This is a genomic window from Vibrio sp. V43_P6S15P86 (assembly GCF_009904725.1).
Taxonomy (GTDB): Bacteria; Pseudomonadota; Gammaproteobacteria; order Enterobacterales; family Vibrionaceae; genus Vibrio; species Vibrio diabolicus.
On sequence record NZ_WXWT01000462.1, the window covers coordinates 1 to 20,004 of the forward strand.

The 20,004-nt window shown below is 46.5% G+C and carries 20 protein-coding genes and 2 pseudogenes; 9 read left to right on the top strand and 13 right to left on the bottom strand.

Translation table 11 applies throughout. The features are described from left to right. Positions 1–120 precede the first annotated feature (120 nt). Both CAG69_RS20670 and ygjK read left to right on the top strand, forming a co-directional pair. Positions 121–888 carry a transcriptional regulator gene (locus CAG69_RS20670; RefSeq protein ID WP_109169358.1) on the top strand — a complete coding sequence of 256 codons (768 nt, stop codon included), beginning with the start codon at positions 121–123 and terminating at the stop codon, positions 886–888. A 115-nt stretch (positions 889–1,003) separates the two neighbouring features. After that, positions 1,004–3,694: an alpha-glucosidase gene (ygjK, locus tag CAG69_RS20675; protein WP_161446000.1), complete on the top strand. Its 2,691-nt coding sequence runs from the start codon at positions 1,004–1,006 to the stop codon at positions 3,692–3,694. Positions 3,695–3,828: 134 nt separating this feature from the next. Here the strand turns inward: ygjK and CAG69_RS20680 are convergent, their stop codons facing one another. The 6 genes from CAG69_RS20680 to CAG69_RS20705 form a co-directional block, all read right to left on the bottom strand. Further along, entirely contained in the window at positions 3,829–4,341 is a 513-nt protein-coding gene (locus CAG69_RS20680) for an O-acetyl-ADP-ribose deacetylase (protein ID WP_046875590.1), read from the bottom strand. Between the two features lie 59 nt (positions 4,342–4,400). Beyond that, a complete protein-coding gene (locus CAG69_RS20685) occupies positions 4,401–4,826 on the bottom strand; it encodes a VOC family protein (protein ID WP_161446002.1) in 426 nt (141 codons plus the stop codon). Between the two features lie 175 nt (positions 4,827–5,001). After that, positions 5,002–5,487: a VOC family protein gene (locus CAG69_RS20690; RefSeq protein ID WP_025768760.1), complete on the bottom strand. Its 486-nt coding sequence runs from the start codon at positions 5,485–5,487 to the stop codon at positions 5,002–5,004. 139 nt (positions 5,488–5,626) lie between these two features. Beyond that, positions 5,627–5,956 carry a DUF4144 domain-containing protein gene (locus CAG69_RS20695; protein ID WP_017634368.1) on the bottom strand — a complete coding sequence of 110 codons (330 nt, stop codon included), beginning with the start codon at positions 5,954–5,956 and terminating at the stop codon, positions 5,627–5,629. 24 nt (positions 5,957–5,980) lie between these two features. Continuing rightward, entirely contained in the window at positions 5,981–6,517 is a 537-nt protein-coding gene (locus tag CAG69_RS20700) for a DUF924 family protein (RefSeq protein WP_161446004.1), read from the bottom strand. A 65-nt stretch (positions 6,518–6,582) separates the two neighbouring features. Continuing rightward, positions 6,583–8,430 carry a M3 family metallopeptidase gene (locus CAG69_RS20705; protein ID WP_161446006.1) on the bottom strand — a complete coding sequence of 616 codons (1,848 nt, stop codon included), beginning with the start codon at positions 8,428–8,430 and terminating at the stop codon, positions 6,583–6,585. 283 nt (positions 8,431–8,713) lie between these two features. Here CAG69_RS20705 and CAG69_RS20710 point away from each other — a divergent pair, with 283 nt between their 5' ends. Then, on the top strand, positions 8,714–9,076 hold the full coding sequence (locus CAG69_RS20710; protein ID WP_047009761.1) for a hypothetical protein: 363 nt from the start codon (positions 8,714–8,716) through the stop codon (positions 9,074–9,076). A gap of 69 nt (positions 9,077–9,145) precedes the next feature. Here the strand turns inward: CAG69_RS20710 and CAG69_RS22360 are convergent, their stop codons facing one another. Then, positions 9,146–9,319, bottom strand: a complete 174-nt coding sequence (locus CAG69_RS22360) for a hypothetical protein (RefSeq protein WP_202600834.1) — start codon at positions 9,317–9,319, stop codon at positions 9,146–9,148. A gap of 234 nt (positions 9,320–9,553) precedes the next feature. On the opposite strand from CAG69_RS22360, the pseudogene CAG69_RS20715 reads away from it, so the two are divergent. From CAG69_RS20715 to CAG69_RS20725, 3 genes and pseudogenes are all read left to right on the top strand, one after another. Then, positions 9,554–10,684: pseudogene (locus tag CAG69_RS20715) on the top strand (sugar diacid recognition domain-containing protein); the annotation flags it as partial. A gap of 129 nt (positions 10,685–10,813) precedes the next feature. Further along, positions 10,814–12,165, top strand: a pseudogene (locus tag CAG69_RS20720) (GntP family permease). A 16-nt stretch (positions 12,166–12,181) separates the two neighbouring features. After that, positions 12,182–13,318: a glycerate kinase gene (locus CAG69_RS20725; protein WP_154204129.1), complete on the top strand. Its 1,137-nt coding sequence runs from the start codon at positions 12,182–12,184 to the stop codon at positions 13,316–13,318. A gap of 96 nt (positions 13,319–13,414) precedes the next feature. Here the strand turns inward: CAG69_RS20725 and CAG69_RS20730 are convergent, their stop codons facing one another. Continuing rightward, the gene (locus CAG69_RS20730) at positions 13,415–14,851 is read right to left on the bottom strand and encodes an aminotransferase-like domain-containing protein (protein ID WP_161446007.1); all 1,437 of its coding nucleotides are present in this window, start codon (positions 14,849–14,851) and stop codon (positions 13,415–13,417) included. Between the two features lie 92 nt (positions 14,852–14,943). Here CAG69_RS20730 and CAG69_RS20735 point away from each other — a divergent pair, with 92 nt between their 5' ends. From CAG69_RS20735 to CAG69_RS20745, 3 genes are all read left to right on the top strand, one after another. Beyond that, complete coding sequence (locus CAG69_RS20735; protein ID WP_029841322.1) at positions 14,944–15,843, top strand: DMT family transporter; 900 nt, start codon at positions 14,944–14,946, stop codon at positions 15,841–15,843. Positions 15,844–15,910: 67 nt separating this feature from the next. After that, positions 15,911–16,195, top strand: coding sequence for a hypothetical protein (locus tag CAG69_RS20740; RefSeq protein ID WP_006740989.1), 285 nt, complete (start codon positions 15,911–15,913; stop codon positions 16,193–16,195). 238 nt (positions 16,196–16,433) lie between these two features. Continuing rightward, the gene (locus tag CAG69_RS20745; protein ID WP_005391876.1) at positions 16,434–16,961 is read left to right on the top strand and encodes a hypothetical protein; all 528 of its coding nucleotides are present in this window, start codon (positions 16,434–16,436) and stop codon (positions 16,959–16,961) included. On the opposite strand, the gene CAG69_RS20750 is transcribed toward CAG69_RS20745, so the two are convergent. The 5 genes from CAG69_RS20750 to CAG69_RS20770 all read right to left on the bottom strand — a co-directional run bounded on the left by CAG69_RS20750 (position 16,945) and on the right by CAG69_RS20770 (position 19,805). Further along, on the bottom strand, positions 16,945–17,457 hold the full coding sequence (locus tag CAG69_RS20750) for a GNAT family N-acetyltransferase (protein WP_161446009.1): 513 nt from the start codon (positions 17,455–17,457) through the stop codon (positions 16,945–16,947). The two genes, CAG69_RS20745 and CAG69_RS20750, sit on opposite strands and share 17 nt — an antisense overlap. Positions 17,458–17,490: 33 nt before the next feature. Beyond that, positions 17,491–17,958 (bottom strand): HAD family hydrolase, encoded by a 468-nt coding sequence (locus CAG69_RS20755; RefSeq protein WP_006740991.1) that lies wholly within the window; start codon positions 17,956–17,958, stop codon positions 17,491–17,493. Positions 17,959–18,076: 118 nt separating this feature from the next. Beyond that, positions 18,077–18,547: a GNAT family N-acetyltransferase gene (locus CAG69_RS20760; RefSeq protein WP_006740992.1), complete on the bottom strand. Its 471-nt coding sequence runs from the start codon at positions 18,545–18,547 to the stop codon at positions 18,077–18,079. A 1-nt stretch (position 18,548) separates the two neighbouring features. Beyond that, a complete protein-coding gene (locus CAG69_RS20765) occupies positions 18,549–19,280 on the bottom strand; it encodes a glucose 1-dehydrogenase (RefSeq protein ID WP_161446011.1) in 732 nt (243 codons plus the stop codon). Positions 19,281–19,289: 9 nt separating this feature from the next. Next, a complete protein-coding gene (locus tag CAG69_RS20770; RefSeq protein ID WP_161446013.1) occupies positions 19,290–19,805 on the bottom strand; it encodes a GNAT family N-acetyltransferase in 516 nt (171 codons plus the stop codon). Positions 19,806–20,004 lie beyond the last annotated feature (199 nt).

A 20,004-nucleotide genomic window follows, 5' to 3' on the forward strand; every position in this document is an offset into this window, starting at 1 on the left:
TAATGGATAAGACATGTTTTATGCCAACAAGATAGAATATTGAGACCAAAATCACAAGAGTAGGACTCTCTTGAATTTATCATCATGGATGCTGAATAAATAAAATACAGGCATTGTTAGATGAATAATTCTGCAACGTATTTACTTGCTGCTTTACGAGAAAAAATAAAAGAAAAAGGCATTGGATATTCCGAGCTTTCTATTGGACTTGGAATCCCGCTTTCTACTATAAAAAGGCAGCTTCACAATACGTCTCTTGGTTTAGATAAAATCTTGTTGTACGCCACGCATCTTGATACGGATTTGGTTGAGTTATCCATGCGAGGTAAGCAGCTGCAGCAAGAGAGTGAACAGTTTATCACCGACACCAACAGTGAGATTTTCCATCAATATCCTCACTTATTTGATTTTCTTTATCTTTTGCGTCGACCTGAGTGGCCTTTAGAAGAGATCGCTCGGATATACCAGCTGAGTGATACTTCCGTTGCGCTCTATTTACGTGCACTAGAAATGATGGATTACATTGAACTGAAAGGGGATAAACACTATCAATTTAAAGATACAGGCCGCTTTATTTTTGAAGAAGGTTCAAATTTAGACACGCTATTTGCACAGCGCTTTCGTGAAGAAGTGTTTAGCCACGATATTCGACCTCCAATCTGTGTTGGACGCATTGCGATTACCGAAGAACAAGAAGAAAAACTGGCAAATGAAGTGTACAACAAATTAATTGAGTTTGATGTTCAAAATAAAACCAGTGAAAACAGTCAACGCCTAAAAAACGTTTTACTCACTTTTACGCCTGGTAATCAGATATTTTTGGCTGACACAATTCCGAATATTAATGGCGATTTATTAAAAGCCATCACTGTCGCTAAAGAAAAATAAAAGAATAATTATCAGAAGCTTGTGCTTATTTAGTGCGAGCCGGGCTTCTGCACACTAAAAACACTCATTTATATAAATGAGAATATAAAAATAACGTAAATAATAGGGAAAAAGTATGTTTAAAAAGAGCACACTTGCCATTCTGATCGGGGCTACTATTTCGCTTGTTGGATGTGGTTCCAATGATAAAACTGAAATCCGTTTACCACAGGCGCCAACTTCGGAATTTACTAACGTGATTGATCGTACTGGTAATCCAACTTACCTGCGTGATTACGACAGTTATTCGAACCTGAAGTACAACGCGTTGACGGATAACGGCGCGTGGCATGGCCATTTGCTACCTGAAGATGCGGCGGGTTATGGCGCTTTCGGCGGTATTATGCAAGTGACGCAAGAGTACGCGCATTTTATGTCTGGCCAAACGTTCGACAAGCTCACGTTGACCGACAAAGTTAGTGGCCAAACTTACGACTTATCGAACGCAGAAGCGAAAGTCTATTCCATTCCAGGTGCGTTAGTGCAGGTGTTGGACTTGGAGGATATTCACGTGCAAATGGTGCTGCGCTTCGTAACTGATCGCTCTTCGCTGGTGGAAACGCTCATCACTAACAAAACTGATCGTGATATGAACTTGGCGTTGGAGTGGGACGGCGAGTTGGTGAAATACGCGCTGTCGACGCGCAAAGACCAAACCGTTGCGCAGTACTACCCAGATTACAAGCGCCAGATTTCGACCATCGAGAACGGCATTAAAATTAACTTTAGCGAGATGAAAGACAACTGGGCGATCCGTAATGATCGCGATGCCGAGTTCCGCATTACTCGTTCTCTACCGACGAAGACGTTCACCAACGAAACCTCATTCAGTTCTACCGCGGAGATGAGCCTACCAGCTGAGCAAACATCGGCGGTTTATACGGCGTATTCTAACCTGCATAATGCGAAAGAAGTGCAGTCAGAATCGTTGAAATTGCAAGATGTATTGGCGAATCCAACTCAATACATGGAAGCGTCGAAAGCGCGTTGGGACGGCTATTTAGCGAATGGTCTTATCAACAAAGAAGCGACAGCAGACCAAGCTCGCGTAGCGGTAAAAGCGATGGAGACCCTAAACGGTAACTGGCGCTCTGCGGCGGGCGACATTGAACAAGCGACAGTCACGCCATCGGTCACTGCGCGTTGGTTCTCTGGTAACTTAACATGGCCGTGGGATTCGTGGAAACAAGCGTACGCGATGGCGCATTTCAACCCAGATGTTGCGATGGACAACATTCGCACGGTATTCCAAGAGCAAGTTCAAGCTGATGACAAGATTCGTCCGCAAGACAAAGGCTACTTGCTGGATGTATTGACGTACACCAAACCTGTTAGTCGTGGTGGTGCTGGCTCTGAAAACTGGAACGAACGCAATACGAAACCATCGTTGGCGGCATGGTCTGTGATGGAGGTGTATCACGCTCTCGTGAACCAGTTTGATCGCCCAGAAGACGCGCAAAAATTCATTGATGAAATGTATCCGAAGTTGGTGGCATACCACGATTGGTGGCTATCAAACCGCGACCACAACCAAAATGGTGTGCCTGAATACGGCGCGGCAGTGGACCCAGCACACAACACGGAAGAAGGCGTGATGTACGTTTGGGTAGAAACGCGCGATCCTAACTTCACGACCATTATTCCGGCAGAAGACATCATCGAGCAAAACGGCAATTCTTATAAAGTAAAAGGCATGGCGTCTTACAATAAGGTTCTTGATGAAGTGGATTACATGACGATTCACGTCGGCGCACAAGAAGCGGCTGGCTGGGAATCGGGCATGGATAACGCGGCTCGTTTTGGCTTTATCTACAACATCCACAACATGAATTCGCAAGCTGAAGACATCAGCAATCCAGACAAAAATGTGGATCAACTTGGTCGCTACGCGGCAAGTGCGTACGGCTTTGATAACAGCATCAAGCTGGAAGGCGAAGAGTGGGTGTACAGCAATACGTCAGCGGAAAACTTAGCGAAACTCGATCTTGCGAAGAAAGATTGGGAAGTTCGTTTTGCAGAAAATCGCACCAACAATAATGCTGCGGACGGCGAGCTGCTTGGCTTCTCTATGCTGCAAGAATCGGTGGATCAAGCCTCTTACATGTACTCAGACAATAAATACTTAGCGGAAATGGCGAAGTTGGTGTCCGATGGCGTAGAAGGTAAAGATCGTGCGCAAGAATTCCTTAACGGCGCAGAAAAAATCAAGACGTACATTAACCAATGTATGTTTGATGAAAGCACAGGATTCTTCTACGACATTCACTTAAATGTGGCTGAAGATGGCACTACTCCTGCGCCTCTTGCAAATGGCTGTGCGGGTTTGCCGATTGTAGAGCGTGGAAAAGGCCCTGAAGGTTGGTCGCCGCTGTTTAATGGTGCAGCAACGCAAGAGCATGCCGATAAAGTGATCGCGGTGATGCGTGATCAAGACGAGTTCAACACGCCAGATAAATTCCAAGGAACGGGTGTGCCTTTGCCGACCGCATCGCAAACTAACCCTGCTTACGGTAAAGATGTGTACTGGCGTGGTCGTGTGTGGCTAGACCAAGTGTACTTTGGCTTCCGTGCGATGGAAAACTACGGCTACAAAGAAGAAGCGATTGCAATGGCGAATGAGCTGTTTAACAACGCAGAAGGTATGACGGGTGACATGCCTATCCGTGAAAACTACAACCCAGAGACGGGCGCGGTACAAGGTGCGTCGAACTTCTCTTGGTCTGCGGCGCATTTGTACATGATGTACAACGGATTCTTCAAAAACTAGATCGCACACATTAGGCGCTTTGGATGACCCCCCTAGCATTCGTAGCGCTTAACGAACGATAATTCAGTGATAAATAAGACAAACCGGACTGTATTGGCAGTCCGGTTTTTTTTATGTCTCTTGTCACACAGATTTTAGTGCTGGGTCAGGGCGCGTTGCCAAATCGAAAGCATCTCTTCACTAAACAAGTAAAAGCGCATGTCGAGTGCCGCGTATTCCGGTCTTTGGCAAACGGCCATCGCGACTTCTGCTGCTTCTTGGGGCGGGTAACCATACACTCCGCAAGAAATCGCAGGCAGTGCCACACTTTGGCAATGCTTGTCGAGCGCGAGATCCAGCGAACGTTGATATGCAGATTCCAACACCGCTTTTGGATCGGCGAATTTATCGTAAATCGGGCCAACGGCATGAATGACGTAACGCGCGTTTAAATTGCCAGCCTCAGTAATGCGTGCGTCACCAAACGGGCATCGAATACCGTCGACATCATCAACGGCATAACACGCATTGATAAGCGCAGGCCCTGCTGCGCGATGAATGGCGCCATCGACGCCACCTCCGCCGAGCATTCTCGGGTTTGCTGCATTCACGATGGCATCGACATGTGCGGTGGTAATGTCGCCTTGGACTAACGAGATCGCGTTCATTTTTTTGAGCCTTCTACAATGATGAGAAACAAATGGTCAGTAACACAGTTAAGTGTAGCTTACTCATCAATCACTTGAGGTTTTAACTCGACGACATTTCCTTCCGGATCATGTATATAGAGTGATCTACCGAACCCTTGTGCGCCATACCGCTTCGCAAACTCTTCGGTTTCAATGCCGTTCGAACGCAGATATTCCAGTAATTCATCCTCGGAAAAAGGCGCCAATTGCAGGCAAAAATGGTCAATATTACGACCATTTTGAACTGGTGGCTTTCCGCCAAGTTGCCCTAACTTGCTGTCCACCGTCACCACATCAATCAATGCGTTACCTGCCCTAAGTTGAGTTAAACCAAGTTCCGTTACTTCGCGTTCGACAGGGCAGCCCAAAATGTCTCGATAGAAATGCAACATAGCATCGAGGTTACAGGTCCTTAATACAACATGATCAAGCGCTTTGACGGCGATTGGGTTTTTGGTGGGCATGCTTCACTCCTTTTTGCATTGTGTTGAGGTAAGTATAAAGTGACCTTAAAAGTGGTGAGAGAAATGATCAAATTCCAGATGTTTTTTTTGCTAGAGCGAGTGCAGAAACACTGCAACTCAAAGCAAACAAAAAAGGCTAGCGTATTGCTAGCCTTTTGGAATATGGATGGGGCTATTACTCGTAATCAGAAGCGTAAGTTTCTTCGTAAGAGTGTGAGTAAAGCTCGAATAGGTTGCCGAATGGGTCTTCTAGGTAAACCATTTTCGCAGGCTTATTATCGTCTTCTGGGTGGTAACGCATGATGTCCATGCGAACTTTGCCACCTAGTGCTTCGGTGCGTTTGATAGCACCTTCAAAATCGTCTGTCTGCAAACAGAAATGGAAGATACCGATGCGAGAAAAATCCACTTCATGGCGCTCTTGACGCTCTTTCATTTCGAATAACTCAAGGCCGATGCCATCACTTGTCACTAGATGCGCAATGTTGAAGCCTTTAAAGCCCTCACCAAAGACCGCAATACACATTCTGCCAATTGCGGTTTCGCGTTCTTCAATCACTTTCGTGTTGCCCATAACGACTTTTAGACCAAGCGCTTGCGTGTAAAACTCAACCGCTTTGTCCATATCTCCGACCATAATACCGACATGATTCATTTTCATTTGTTTGCTCCCAACATGTGTACTTAAACGTTGTCTTGTTTCGATGTGGGAGAGTATATGGTGTGATGTTGATTACATGAAATTATCATAAATTATAAAAATGATAATTTTATTTAATTCTGTGCATGTTGGGATTGAGTTAGTGAGCTAAGGCCTCAACAGCTTGCCTCACCGAGGTGAAATGAATCTTGATAATGCACCGTTGCGCGAGGCTGAATTCATGCGATTGGATTAATGACGTAACCTCTTCTACGGACAGCGTTCGTTCTTTTAGATGTAAAAGAGTGGTGTTCGAACCATTGTTTTTCAATTCAAACGTGTTGCCATTTGAGTCGATAACGTAATCATCTTGCCCAAAAATGAGGGCTTCGCATTCAGAGTCTAAGTCGGACTGGGAATGCGTGTAGATCAGCTCATCGTCGCCGTCTAGTTTTAGCAAGCATGGCCAACATACTGCGTGGTCTCTCATGGTTAACTCATTATTCATTGTTATTTAGAAAATTGACCCAGGTTGTTGCAAAAACGCTAACTCTTCGGGAGTGCTCTTTCTTCCCAGTATCGCATTGCGATGAGGATAGCGCCCAAACTGGTCGATGATGGCTTTGTGTTTTAGCTCAAAATCGTAGTTATTTTCAAGCCCTGATGCGCGAAACAATTTCTCAGCTTCGACATGAATGAGGCGAGATTCACTGTGCATAAACGGCATGTACAAAAAGCTTAGCTGCTCAGGCGCTAATTCTTGATCGTGTCCTAACCGAATTGCTTCTTGAGCCAATGCTAATGCGAGCGGGTCTTGCGCAAACGCTTTTGGGGTGTTGCGATACGCATTACGTGAAAACTGGTCGAGGACGATGATTTCGGCCAATCGTCCTTGTGCGCTGTCACGCCAATTAAACAGTTCACAACGAGCGGCTTGTTCTAGTACCGAGGCAAATCGTGACGCAATATGTTTGTCCAGTTCTGGGTCGTTTTCAAACCAGTTTTGAGGCGTTAGCTCTTCGAACCAGAACTTGATGATTTGTTGATGCATGGCGCTTCCTTTTGTTGTGCCTTAATAGTAAAAAGCCAGAAGCGTGGCTTCTGGCTCTTGGCGTGTTATCGACCGTAAGTCTCTACGATGTAACGTTCAAAATCGTCACACATTTGTTCGTCAGAGATGACGTTGCTTGCCAGTTCTTTACTGCCGTCGACGACTTTAATTGTCGCGTTCAGTGAAGCAACTGGTGCTCGTCCTCGTGTTGCAAGTGAGTCGATTTTCTTCTGCTGTACTTCCCACGCTTGCTCTGGCGATAGATTACATACATCTGCCAAGTACTTAGCATTGAACCCCTCGCCAGTCAGGCTGAAAATGGTTTCGTTGTGCGACAAATGATTGCCTGCGTGCCAGTAGTGTTTTGCCAGCAGTGGGCCAATTTCTGGGTTATCCGTCAGGTAACCAAACTTCTCAAGGAAGTATGCACGGGTCTGGTACACCGCCATGTGCGCGAGTAGGTAACCTTGATACGCACAAGCTGCTTCGTCGGATAGCAAATGTGGAATCGCCATCAGTGGGCGAGGGCTGCATTCCAAACCAAGGATCTGTTTTTCACAATCGCGAGCCAGCTTAGTGATGCGCTCTGGCGTTAACTCGTCATCGCTAAGTTGATATAACGCGCGTTCAAAGTACGGCACAACCAAAATGCTACGTTCTTCATAAGCTTTGAATGGCTGACGACTGTTGATCATCGCTTGAATGATCTCATCAGGAACCGAATTCCCTTCATCATCCAGTGCGTATTGTTTTAGCCAATCGGCATCGGTTAATAGGCTGTCACAGAACATCGACTGAGTTTCTGCATAAGCCATTGAAGTCGGCGCGAACTCCTGCGAGAAACAAGGCGCGTTCATTTTTACGTTCGCAAAGTGTGCTGCGTGGCCACCTTCGTGGAACAGCGTGTTGATACCATCGTAGCCGCTGCCCACTTGGTCTGGTTTGGCATTGCTGGTGAAGTTCACCTGTGCTGCGACCCATTCGCCTTGATTGTAGAAAGAAGGGATAGGGCCGTGGCAGAACCCGTTCGGGTACTTACCTTTGCGGTCTAACAAATCAAGCGTTAGCGTCGCGCCAGAGTAATCAATATTCAGACGACCAAACGATTCTACCCAGCGTCTCAGAGATTTTGAGAACGGCACGTATGGGTCAAGGTCACGCATGACGTCACCTGCGAACGAGTAAACAAAGTTGAAGCCTGTTAGCGCGCTTGCGCCTTTCTCTTTCGCCAAGTTTTCTAAGCTGTTTAGGTGCGCATCTCGCGTGCGTTGTTCGAAATCTTCCAAAATCTCGAATAGCTGTTCAGAGCTCATCTTTTCCGTTTTTTGCACGGAGTAATCAAAGAAGGTCGCATAACCCAGTGAGCGAGCGAACTGGTTGCGCAGTTTGATCAGTTCTATAAAGCCGTTTTGCAGTAGCCATTGTTCAAGGTTCAGCAACGCTTGGTGAGCCGATTGGCGAACTTCTTGATGATTGTTGGTGCGAATTGTTGAGCTCAATACTGGCAGTGAACCTTCCACTTGCTCGCCGTTTTCATCGGTAAACGTTTGTACGTGGTTCTGTTTTTTCTCGAACAGCTCAGCTTCAAAGGCAATTAGCTGATTTTTCAACGCTTGTGCTTTTTCGCCCTCGATTGCGTGAGATTCAAACATCGCCAGCCAACCAGAAAGACCCGTAATGGTTTGCTGTTTCTCTTGTGGGTCGGTAATTGAGTCCGCGGCTTCAAGCTGTTGTTTGATGGCAGTAATTTGCTCGGCGTTGCTCAAAAAGCTTGTCCATGCGGTTTGTGCTCGCGTCGAGCCATCATGGTCATCGCTGATCCCCATGTAAGTTTCCCAAAAGAAATCTTCTTTGGTGCGGTGAATCGCGAGGTAACGTTGATTGAGGTCGTTGAGATAATCCGTTGCGGTCATTTTGATCCTTCAAATGGTTGGGAGTAGACCCCTAATTATTGCACGCTTGTTGATAATAAAGGAGGGACAAATTAATTTGCTGGTAGTGTACTGCGTAAACGTGATTTTACTATTTGTTTACATTTTAATGAGTTAGCAAGAGTTGTTATGAGTTCGGAGTGCGCAGTGTTAAGACTGGCACGGATTTTACAGTTCATCAGGTAATTAATCTGCGAGGCGCTCTCGATGATCTTTGTCATGTGTAATAATATTTCTATATCGCGGCAGTACATATGGAAACGATATGATAAATAAGACAAAAGTTACGCTATTGGCGCTAGGTACGATTTTGGTTGGATGCTCTTCAGTCACGCCGCCAAGAAATGATGCGGTTGAGAACATTCAACAAAAGTGCTCCGTAATTTTAAGCAGTGATGTTTCAGGTGAACAGCGCTGGCAGACATACAACGGCTTGCTTGTAGAATATGCTGTGCATGGCATTAAAACTCAGGCGCAGTTAGAACGCTTTGAAGCGTTTGTGCAGCGAGTACAAAATGATGAATCTGGACAGTTAGTTACCGAGCTGATTGAAGTCACCGATTGGGGATGCTCAAACGGCAATTATCTTGAAGAGATGGGCTTGTTTATTCAAGAAGTTCAAAAGTAAAAAACCGAGCGTTAAGTCGCTCGGTTTTTCTGTTTATGGAGCGCTTTGTGCGCTGGCCCGTCAGGACGTTTACTCCTCTGGGTACTCGCCCATACCTTGCGTTTTACCTTCCGCTTTCCAATGCTCACCGGGGGCAAATGCTTCATCGCATAAATCTACGGTGTAGCCCATTTCTGTGATTTCCTTTAATGTGAGATTATCTGCAATTTTTGCGACTTCACCCGATTTATTACGTAATTCCATGTTGTTTCCTCCTCTGTAGGTAGACGAGCGGTATCGATGCACAGTGACGAATGCATCGGTGACCTTTATTCTAAGTATATAACTCTCAGCTCAAAATGAGGGTTTAATCCATTTTTATCGTGTGGTTAATTGAGTAATGCTTTGAGCTGCTTCAGTTATTTTTAACTGCATCATCGCGACAGTTGGCTATTTGTGATTTATTGAATGATTAAATTGTCAATCTGGAAAATCGAAATGGTTATTCTCGACCACTCCCTAGCACAGCAAATTGTCGATCGAACCATGTCCATCATTGGTCACAACGTAAATGTGATGAACTCGGCAGGCATCATCATTGGCAGTGGCGATCCCAAACGCGTTGGGCAAGTGCATGATGGAGCGGTATTGGCGTTGAATCACGGCGATTCGCTAGAGCTGAATGAGCTGCAATGTTTGACGTTGCAGGGTGTCAAACCCGGAATCAATATGCTGTTGAAATTGCATGGTGACGTGGTCGGTATTGTTGGTGTCACAGGCGAGCCGGAGAAAATCCGAGATTTTGCCAAACTGGTTAAAATGACTGCAGAACTGACAATCGAGCAAGCCGCGCTGGTGGAAAAATTTCAGTGGGACAGACGTCATCGCGAAGAGTTTATTCTGGCTTGGATCAATGGCAAATTGACCGATGAAGAGCTGAAAGATTGGGCGATGCGTCTTTCTATCGATGTGACTCAACCACGAGTGGCAACGGTGATTGAAGTCTCGACGCCGTCTGCTTCAAAAAGCATGAAGAGCGTGCGCAATATTGTTGAGCTGCTTGAATATCCGGAGCGTAACAACCTCGTTGCGATTGTCTCGGTGAATGAAATTGTGGTGTTGAAACCGTGTCATTCCGCCAAGCAGTGGGATAGCCAAGTTGAAAGTGAGCGCATTGATAAGTTGATGTCGCGTTTAAGCGATCACGATTCGCATACGTTTCACATTGCGCTAGGGCAGTTGTTTAATGAGCCTAAAGATGTCGCGTTGTCATACCAAAGCGCGAAGCAGGTATTAGCCATTGGCAAGCAATTCTACCCAGAGAAACGTAAGTACCTGTTCGATGAACTTCGTTTGCCTGTGCTGTTAGCGCCGTTGGCGGATATTTGGCAAGGTGAACAAATTATTGATGGTGTGAAACGGTTGAAAGAGAAAGACAAATCTGGGCAATTATTGAAAACCCTAGATGCACTGTTTGAATGCAATGGCAATGTAACAGAATGCTCTAAAATGCTGTTTATTCACCGGAACACTCTGCGCTATCGATTAGAGAAAATCACCGAGATAACAGGGTTGCCAACCACCAATTTTGTGGGGTTAGCGGAGCTTTATATTGCGACTCGGCTCTCAAAAATGACGCATCATTTGTCACTCCGCCTAAAGGAATTCGAAAGCAAACGATTAATAATTCATGCGTCCCTACATGTTGAGTGAGCCAACACGGACTCGCTCAGCAAAATAAGAATAAATGGAGTTATCATGAACCTTATATTAATCCTGCTCGGGGTGATCGCATTTATTGTGCTCACGACCACCAAATTCAAATTACATCCCTTTTTAGCGCTGATCATCGCGGCGTTCCTTGCGGCATTTGCTTACGGCTTACCGGAAGATAGCATTGCCAAAACCATTGCTTCTGGCTTTGGCGGCATCCTTGGTTACATTGGCTTGGTTATCGTTTTAGGTACCATCATCGGTGTTATTTTGGAAAAAAGTGGTGCGGCGATCACCATGGCCGATACGGTCATCAAAGTGTTGGGTGAGCGTTTCCCAACATTGACCATGAGCATCATCGGTTACATCGTTTCTGTTCCGGTATTTTGTGATTCAGGCTTTGTCATTCTGAACTCGCTCAAAGAATCACTCGCGAAGCGTTTAAAAACCTCAAGCGTTGCAATGAGTGTGGCGTTGGCAACTGGCCTATACGCAACGCACACGTTTGTGCCGCCAACTCCTGGCCCGATTGCCGCTGCGGGTAACTTAGGACTGGAATCTAACCTTGGTTTAGTGATTGGTGTGGGTGTGTTTGTTGCAGCGGTTGCGGCACTGGCGGGATGTTGTGGGCGAACCGATTCCAGCATGTAGAACCAGATGGCATTGAAGCCGCAGAGGAAATTCAGCAAGACTGGCAAGCACTCAAAGCGTCTTACGGCCAACTGCCAACGGCGAGCCAAGCATTCGCTCCTATTTTTGTTCCAATCTTATTGATCTGTTTTGGCTCTATCGCGAAATTCCCAAGCTTACCGCTAGGCGAAGGTTTTGTGTTTGATGTTCTGACTTTCTTAGGACAGCCACTAACGGCGTTGGTGATTGGCCTGTTCCTTTCTGTTCGCCTACTCAAATCAGACGACAAGATTGAAGAATTTGGCGAGCGAATCAGCCAAGGTATTACGGCTGCTGCGCCTATTCTTTTGATTACCGGTGCGGGTGGCGCATTTGGCGCGGTATTAAAAGCCACGCCGCTAGGTGAATACTTAGGTACGACGCTATCGGCGCTGGGCGTGGGTATTTTCATGCCATTTATCGTTGCGGCTGCGCTAAAGTCGGCGCAAGGTTCATCAACGGTTGCATTGGTGACCACATCGGCTTTGGTTGCGCCTATGCTCACGCAATTGGGGCTCGATTCAGAAATGGGCCGCGTATTAACGGTGATGGCGATCGGTGCAGGTGCGATGACGGTTTCTCATGCAAACGACAGTTTCTTCTGGGTAGTTTCGCAGTTTAGTCGCATGTCGGTGGGCTTAGCGTACCGCGCGCAAACCATGGCTACGCTCGTTCAAGGTGTCACGGCAATGGCATTGGTGTACATTTTGAGCCTCGTTCTCTTATAAGTCTCTGGAAATACGTATGAAAGTGGTAATTGCACCTGATTCATTTAAAGAAAGCTTAACCGCCAAACAAGTGAGCGAGGCGATCAAAACGGGTCTTGCTCGCGTATGGCATGATGCTGAGTTTGTTACGGTTCCGGTCGCAGACGGTGGCGAAGGCACGGTTCAATCTTTGATAGATGCAACTCAAGGCGAACAAGTCTTCACAACAGTGACCGCGCCATTAGGGAATGATGTTGAAGCGTTTTATGGCATTCTCGGCGACGGCGAAACCGCGGTTATTGAAATGGCGGAGGCCAGTGGTCTGCACCTTGTGCCGAGTGATGCTCGCGACCCAAAACTGACCAGTAGCATTGGTACTGGACAGCTGATCAAACACGCGCTAGATAGAGGTATTCAACGCTTAATCATTGGTTTGGGCGGCAGCGCTACCAATGATGGTGGCGTGGGCATGTTGACCGCGTTGGGGGTGGCGTTTCTTGATGAGTCTGGTCATGCAATTACCCCAAATGGAGGCGGGTTAGCGGCGCTTGCGTCCATCGATATTTCTGGTCTTGACCCTCGTTTAGCAACTTGCGAAGTGTTGGTAGCGTGCGATGTTGATAACCCACTCTGTGGTGACAAAGGCGCGTCGGCTATCTTTGGCCCTCAAAAGGGAGCGACAGCGTCAGACGTCACTCTGCTCGATAACGCATTGCGCAAGTTTGGCGAGTTGACGGAACAAGCGACGGGTAAGCATGTACTGACTCGTGAAGGGGCGGGTGCTGCTGGTGGTATGGGCGCGGCCTTGCTCGGGTACACGCCAGCACGTTTGCAACCGGGAATTGAGATTGTGCTTGAAACGGTCAAACTTGCTCAGCATGTTGCGGATGCGGATATCGTATTTACAGGCGAGGGTCGAATCGATCATCAAACCGCACATGGCAAAACGCCGATGGGCGTTGCTCAGGTCGCCAAGCAGTGTAATTTACCAGTCATTGCATTAGCAGGCTGTGTGGGCGACAACTATCAGGCGGTTTATGAGTGCGGCATTGATGCGGTGTTTGCTTGTGTACCAAGGGCGATGAGCTTACCTGAGGCCATGAAAGAGGCCGACGTCAACGTTGCTAATTTAGCCGAAAACGTCGCGAGAATGTGGCAAATTAAGTCGCACTGAAGGCGATGACGATATGAAAAAACTCCACCTTTGCTCGGAGTTTTTTGTTGTTACCTGTTTGCGTATGTCGGCATAAGTTCATTTAGCAAGAGCGAGTTAACAGGCATGTTTTGCTATCAATTTTGCCAGAGTTTGCATCGCGTGACTCCAATCGGTTTCATGACCAAAGTTTGCCACGCTGAGGCGTACGCAATGCCGATATTGCCCTTGAGTGCCAAATACGGTGCCGGGAAGTAGGCTGATTCTGTGCTTATTGCATGCTTGATACAACGCATAGCTGTCCGTGTCTTCGGGCAGGCGCAACCAAAGCAAGAACGAGCCTTGCACGGCGTTGATCTGGTATCGATTTTTTAGAGATTCGTATTCATCCAAGTATTGATGAAGCATCTGGATAAATCGGCGCATGTTGTTTTGATAAACCCGACCCATTCGCGCAGTATGCGTTCGATACTTGCCTGACGTTAGAAACGTTGCCACGGCAGATTGCATTAGGTTCAAACTGCCCATGTTCTCACACAGTAGATATTGTTCAATTTGGTCTCGATATCGCCCCGCCAACATCCAACCAATTCTCAAACGCGAATCGAGCGTTTTGGATAACGAATTCACGTAAATTACGCGTTGCTTGTCATCGAGCAATCTCAAGCTTGATAATGGTTTGTCATAACCTAACCCACCAAACACATCGTCTTCGATAATAGGAATATTGCCAGATGCCAAGAGCAATTGCTGGCGCTTTTCTAGCGGCATCATGGCACCAGTTGGATTGGTGAAGTTTGGCGTTACGATTATCGCTTTTATGTCCCATGTCGCCATTGCTTTTGCTAAGGCTTCGGGGCACATACCGTCGCGTGGGCAACTCGGAATTTCCACCACTTTGAGGCCGAGTGATTCTAGCATCAATAAGTTGCCAAAATAGCAAGGGGACTCCACCGCGACGATATCGCCTTTTTGTGTCGTTGCGCGCAGCGCTAGGCTAATGGCTTGTTGCGCGCCGTGCGTCACCATGATCTCATCCAATTTGGCTGGCGTGCCCAAGTCTTGTGTGATTTTCGCCAGTTGTTTGATTAAGAGGTGATCACCGGGTGGTAATTGGTAATGGCTCGGTACATGCGTTTGCTGGCGGCTGTGGCGGCTAATCTCGGCGTACAAGCTTTTGATCGCGGGGGAGTCAATGTTTGGGTGGGCTGAGCCAGCGGGCAAACGCTCTTGGTATTCAGGGTACGTGAGGATTTCTTTGCAGATCGAGAGCAAATCCACGCGAGTCGGATCCGGAATTGAGCGAGAGGTCGGCAAGGCGATTTTTACTCGATAACCCGATTTGGGTACCGAGTAAACCAAGTTTTGTGCTTCCAGCTCTTGATACGCACGAATCACGGTATTTTTACTGACGTTTAATTCTTGGCTCAACGAGCGAATGGAGGGCAGTCGTTCATCTGCTTGATAAACGCCACCATTGATGGCTTGTTTGAGGTGTTTTTCCACCACGAGGTACTTATTCCCTTCACCGCTTTCCAATAAATCTGTACCCATAAAAACACTTCCATCTGTCTCTTTTTGAAAACACTGTACCTAATTACATTAGCAGTATCTCAAAACATAAAACAAGCGTGAGTGAGGCGATCATGTTAATCCGAGCCATCCCTTTTGTATTTGTCATCCTTTGGGCTTCTGGATTTGTTGGTGCGCGTTTTGGTTTGCAATATGCCGAGCCAGCGACACTACTTTCTATCCGTATGGCATTCAATGTCTTACTGTTTTTGGTTCTTGTGGCGGTATTGCGTAGAAGGTTGCCGACAGGAACAGATTTTTGGCACAGCTGCGTAGTCGGGGCGTTGATCCACGGTTTCTATCTGGGCGGTACTTATTTCGCTATCGCCTTGGGTATGCCTGCGGGGTTGAGTTCGTTGCTGGTGGGCATTCAGCCGATTTTAACCGCGGCTTTGTTGGTGGCGTTTGTCCGTGAGGAATTTAAACCCTCGCAATGGCTGGGTTTGGCTCTTGGTTTTGTCGGTATCGCTATGGTGTTGATGGGCAAAATGGAGTGGCAATCCGAGCAGCACAAAGTGTTGGCCATTGGTTTGTGTTTATTGGCTTTGGTTGGTATCACGCTAGGGACGCTGTATCAGAAAAAACATTGCCAACAAGTGGATATGGTTGGTGGTGCGACGGTGCAATATTTGGCCGCGCTCATCATGTTTCTGCCTGTAGCGATGCTGTTTGAAACCATGCAAGTGCAATGGGAACTGGAGTTCATTTTGACCGTGTTGTGGTTGGTCGTCGTGCTCTCTTGTGTGGCGATTCTATTGTTGCTGTACATGGTGAGAAATGGGGCGTCTTCGAGTGTGGCGTCTGTGTTTTACCTAGTGCCGCCAACGACGGCGATTCAAGCTTGGCTCGCGTTTGGAGAGTCGTTTGATTGGATGGGCATTTCTGGCTTTGTCCTAGCGGCTACGGCGGTGTATTTGGTGGTTAAAAAACCAGATCTGACGATAAAAAAGGCTATCAAAACGGAATATACCTAAATTAGGTAGGGACATTTACGTGCCAGTGAGTACAATTCTGCTTCATCTTAATCCGTGGAGCAGAGTGATGACGGCAAAGCCAGACCGAATGACCGCGATGCGTAATATCATCGACCAAGTAAAAGCTGAACTACCGATTTACGAACCGGAAACCTTTGTGTGTGGGCCGGAAGGGCAGTGCATCGGTTGTCCAAAGAAATTATTAGAAATGGTCGATTCAGAGGTTACTTATTGGGAGTCGGCAATGGAGCGGGGTGTGATTCCGCAGTTTGATGAGATCCGTCGTTTCGGGAAGATGTGCACTAACGTACGTCGCGGACTTGTTCGTAATAACGTTCCACTACTCGGGTAATCTACTTCAGTAAATAAGTGATTGATAAATAAAGTCCTAAAATTGACACATAAATGTGTGCGTTTGCATAGTAACTTGGCGAGCGGTCTCAACTTTGGCCCATGACTCTTGTTTGTCATCTACTAGGGCTTTAAACGTTTTAAATCAGCGATATATTGGCAAGGTCTCACATGGATGTGAGGCAAACGACCATTCATTCTGCTGAGATAAAAAAGTGAGATTAAAGGGATTTACTCTGATGGAAATCACCATAGTGCTCGCCACTTTGGCTTTCATCGCTTTGGCTGCGTTGCCAACACTACTCCACATTCATCGCCAAGCCTATGCGTCGATGTTACACAGTTCCAATTCGTCATTGGGTACCGCGCTTAAATTTTTTAACGCCCGAGTGGTGATAGACAATGCTGCCGAGCAAAACCAAGTCCACTATATTGATAGGAACGTAAAAACCTTAAGTGGTATGCCAGAAGCGAGCGCCAATAGCATTGGCGCGTTATTAGAAATCGATTTGCCGCAGAGTGGCGTGTCCAAAATTGATGTTCCCTGCAAAGGCAGTGACTTTTGTATTATTGGTCAGCAACACCCAAATAGTACCCACTTTGTGTCTATTCCCGATTATCAATTTGTCGACCAGTCAGGTCTTGATCGGGTGGTGTACATTTGGCCGCAAGGGTATACCTTGGCAGAAGAGGCATGCTATTTCTATTATGTAAATCAAGCATCCACAGAGTCTATCGTCCGAGGGCACGTTACTGAGGGTTGTTAGGCGCGCTTAACATCATCTTCTGACTCATCAACACTTCGCCATTGGGGAGAGTGACTTCTCCTAGTTCACCATGGTGCTCAAATCCAAATCGTTCGTACAACGCTATCGCGGCAAGGTTGTCCTTATAAACATTAAGTACAATGGTGTCGTAACCATATTCCCAGGCACTTTTAAGTGCGACGGACAATAGCTGTTTACCTAGCCCTTTTCCTCTGAATGTTCTATCGATATGAATACCTAAAATGCCTGTGCTAGTGAGTTGACCGCCTTCATAACCGCACAGTTCGGCAGGAAAAATCTCTACACTACCAATCAGAACGTGATGGTCCAAAGCAACAAATTGAGGAATCGATTCAAGTTCTACGCGACGTAAAATATTGGTCAGGGTGTCTTTATCTGGAGCCGGACTGCGCAGGTATTTACCTTCGGCATAGACTCGGTTCCACAGTTCGGTAAAGCGCTCGATATCGCTTACCTGGATGGGTCTGATATGCATTCATCTTCCTTGATTAGTGCAGGTTAGTGATGGTTAAGGTACGAGTTCAGATAAACAGCGAATTTGGTTCGGAATGGGATCGGCTGGCGCATTGGCTCCTGTTGGATTAAACCAAATCGTATTTACGCCAGCTTGCATTGCAGGGTAAATGTCTTTATGAGGCAAGTCGCCAACCATAGTTAACTCACTCACGTTAACCCCTAGCTGTTTTGCGATAGTAAGATAAAACTCAGGTTGGTTTTTAGCGATGCCGAGATTGGCAAAACAAAAGTAGCCATTTAAGTACTGGTCTAAGTCGACGCGGACGAATGCACGCTGAATCTCTTCCATGTTGGAGTCAGACGCACTGGTCGCAATGTAAATAGCATGATTTTGGGAAAGTGTTGCCAGTGTTTCTTTGGCCAGAGGAATCGTTTCTACGTGTTCCCAATCGCACATTTTTCCTTGTGCGTGAGGGAAATCCACCATTAAGGTGTTCCCCCAATCGAAAAGATAAATCATGTTCGAACCTCCTTTATCCGCACATCATATCGTCTTTTCTAAAATCAGGGGATAAATTGCATCGATAAATGCGATTTAGGTGGCTTTAGTCGTGAAAAGCGCTTAATTGTCGTTATCGTTACAAATGTTTCAGCATAATGCGTGAGTTAGTTTTAAAACCTTGCTTGTCGTAAAACCGCTGTGCTGATTGATTGAATTCCATCACTTCTAATCGAACTTGTGTAGCATTGGCATCGCGAGCCCATTGCTCACAAGCCTCAAGCAGTTGGCGACCGATGCCCTGCTGCTTTTGTTCTTCATTGACGACAATCGTTCCTACTCGACAAATTGGATCTTTGATCAGAAAGCTGACGGTTTCATTCTGAGTGATCATCGCGGTTAAAAAGCCGACTACCTCCTTTTCATGTTCTGCGACTAAAAACAAGCGTTCATCATTCTCGAGAGCCTGAATGAGGAACGCTCGGTCGTCTTCCGAAGGCGCTACAAAAGCTTCAGGCGCGTTGGCAAAATGCAGTGCGTTAATTTGTAGATTTAATTCAAAAATTGCATCCAAATCGTCAGGAGTTGCTTGTCGAATGTTGACTTCCATTTTACTTACCGCCCGAAAGATCGATAAAAGAGCCTGTCACATAAGAAGCTTCATCACTGAGTAGCCAAGCGATCGCATTCGCCACTTCTTCTACCGTACCGCCCCGTTTCAGTGGAATTTGAGGGCTGAGCCTATCCACGCGGTTTGGTTCTCCACCATCGGCGTGCATATCGGTATAAATGAAACCAGGTCGAACGCCATTGACGCGAATATTTCGGTCTGCCAACTCAAGCGATAGCCCTTTGGTTAAGGTATCCATTGCGCCTTTTGATATGGCGTAATCGACATATTCAAATGGCGCGCCTGAGCGTGATGCCCCAGAAGAAACATTCACAATTGCGCCACCAGTACTGAATCGCTTCGCCGCTTCTCTACAACAAAGAAAGCAGCTATTCACATTAGTGTTCATTACTTTCTGAAAGCGTTCCAAGCTGATTTCCGCCAACGGTGACTGAGTAAATAGAATGCCAACGTTGTTGACCAAATGGGTGACTGAGCCTAGTGCGTTTTCTGTTGCATCGAAAAGATTGAGCACTTGTTGCTCGTCCGAGACATCTGCTTGAACGGCGATCGCTTTTCCGCCATTTGCTTGTATGTCTCTGACCACTTGGTGAGCTGCTTCACTTTGCGCTCGGTAATTAACACACACGGCATAGCCTTGCTCGGCCAGTTTTTTCGCCGTTGCGGCTCCAATGCCTCGGCTTGCGCCAGTAACGATGACTACTTTATTCAAAATACATCCTTATTTTTGTAGCGAGTAGATTTTGTCGGCGTAACGCTTGTCGCCAATTTGGTATGCGTCAGGAATGACTTCAGATAGCTCGAATCCGCACTTCATGAGAACACGCTCTGAAGCAATATTCCCTTCAGTGACCGTAGCGGAAAAGCGGTCGATGTCATGTGTTGCTCTCGCCCAATTTAGAAGCGCTTGAAGGGTTTCTGTTCCAAACTGTCGGCCATGAAATTCAGGCAAAAGTAAGTAACTCACCTCTGCGTTACCTTCTTCAATGGCAAGGCCAGTGACGCCAATCGGTTGTTCAGATTGCTTTTCGAACATGACGAGGCAAAGCCAGTGCTGACTGTCTGGTGTCCATGGTAATAATCGCGAAGCAAATTTTTCTTTTATTTGTTTTTCGCTCGGGCGATCAAAACAGAGCTCAATGATCTCTGGTTCGGAATGTAATCGCTGAAATAGTTCCCAATCGCTGGCTTCGATAGGTCTTAATTGGCTTCTGTGCGTCTCAATATAAACTGACATGCGTGTCCTTACAGCATTTATGTAGAGAGCCAGTTTCTCATCCTCTTATCTCTTTAATCAAACGGTTGCACTTACAAAAGTGATTTGTGTGGTGAATGCCTGGTTGGGTAATGAATTCTTACTGAATATTCATTTATGGGATGAAAATAACGAAATTTCATACTTGAGACACATAGAGCAACACGGAAATGATGTGGAT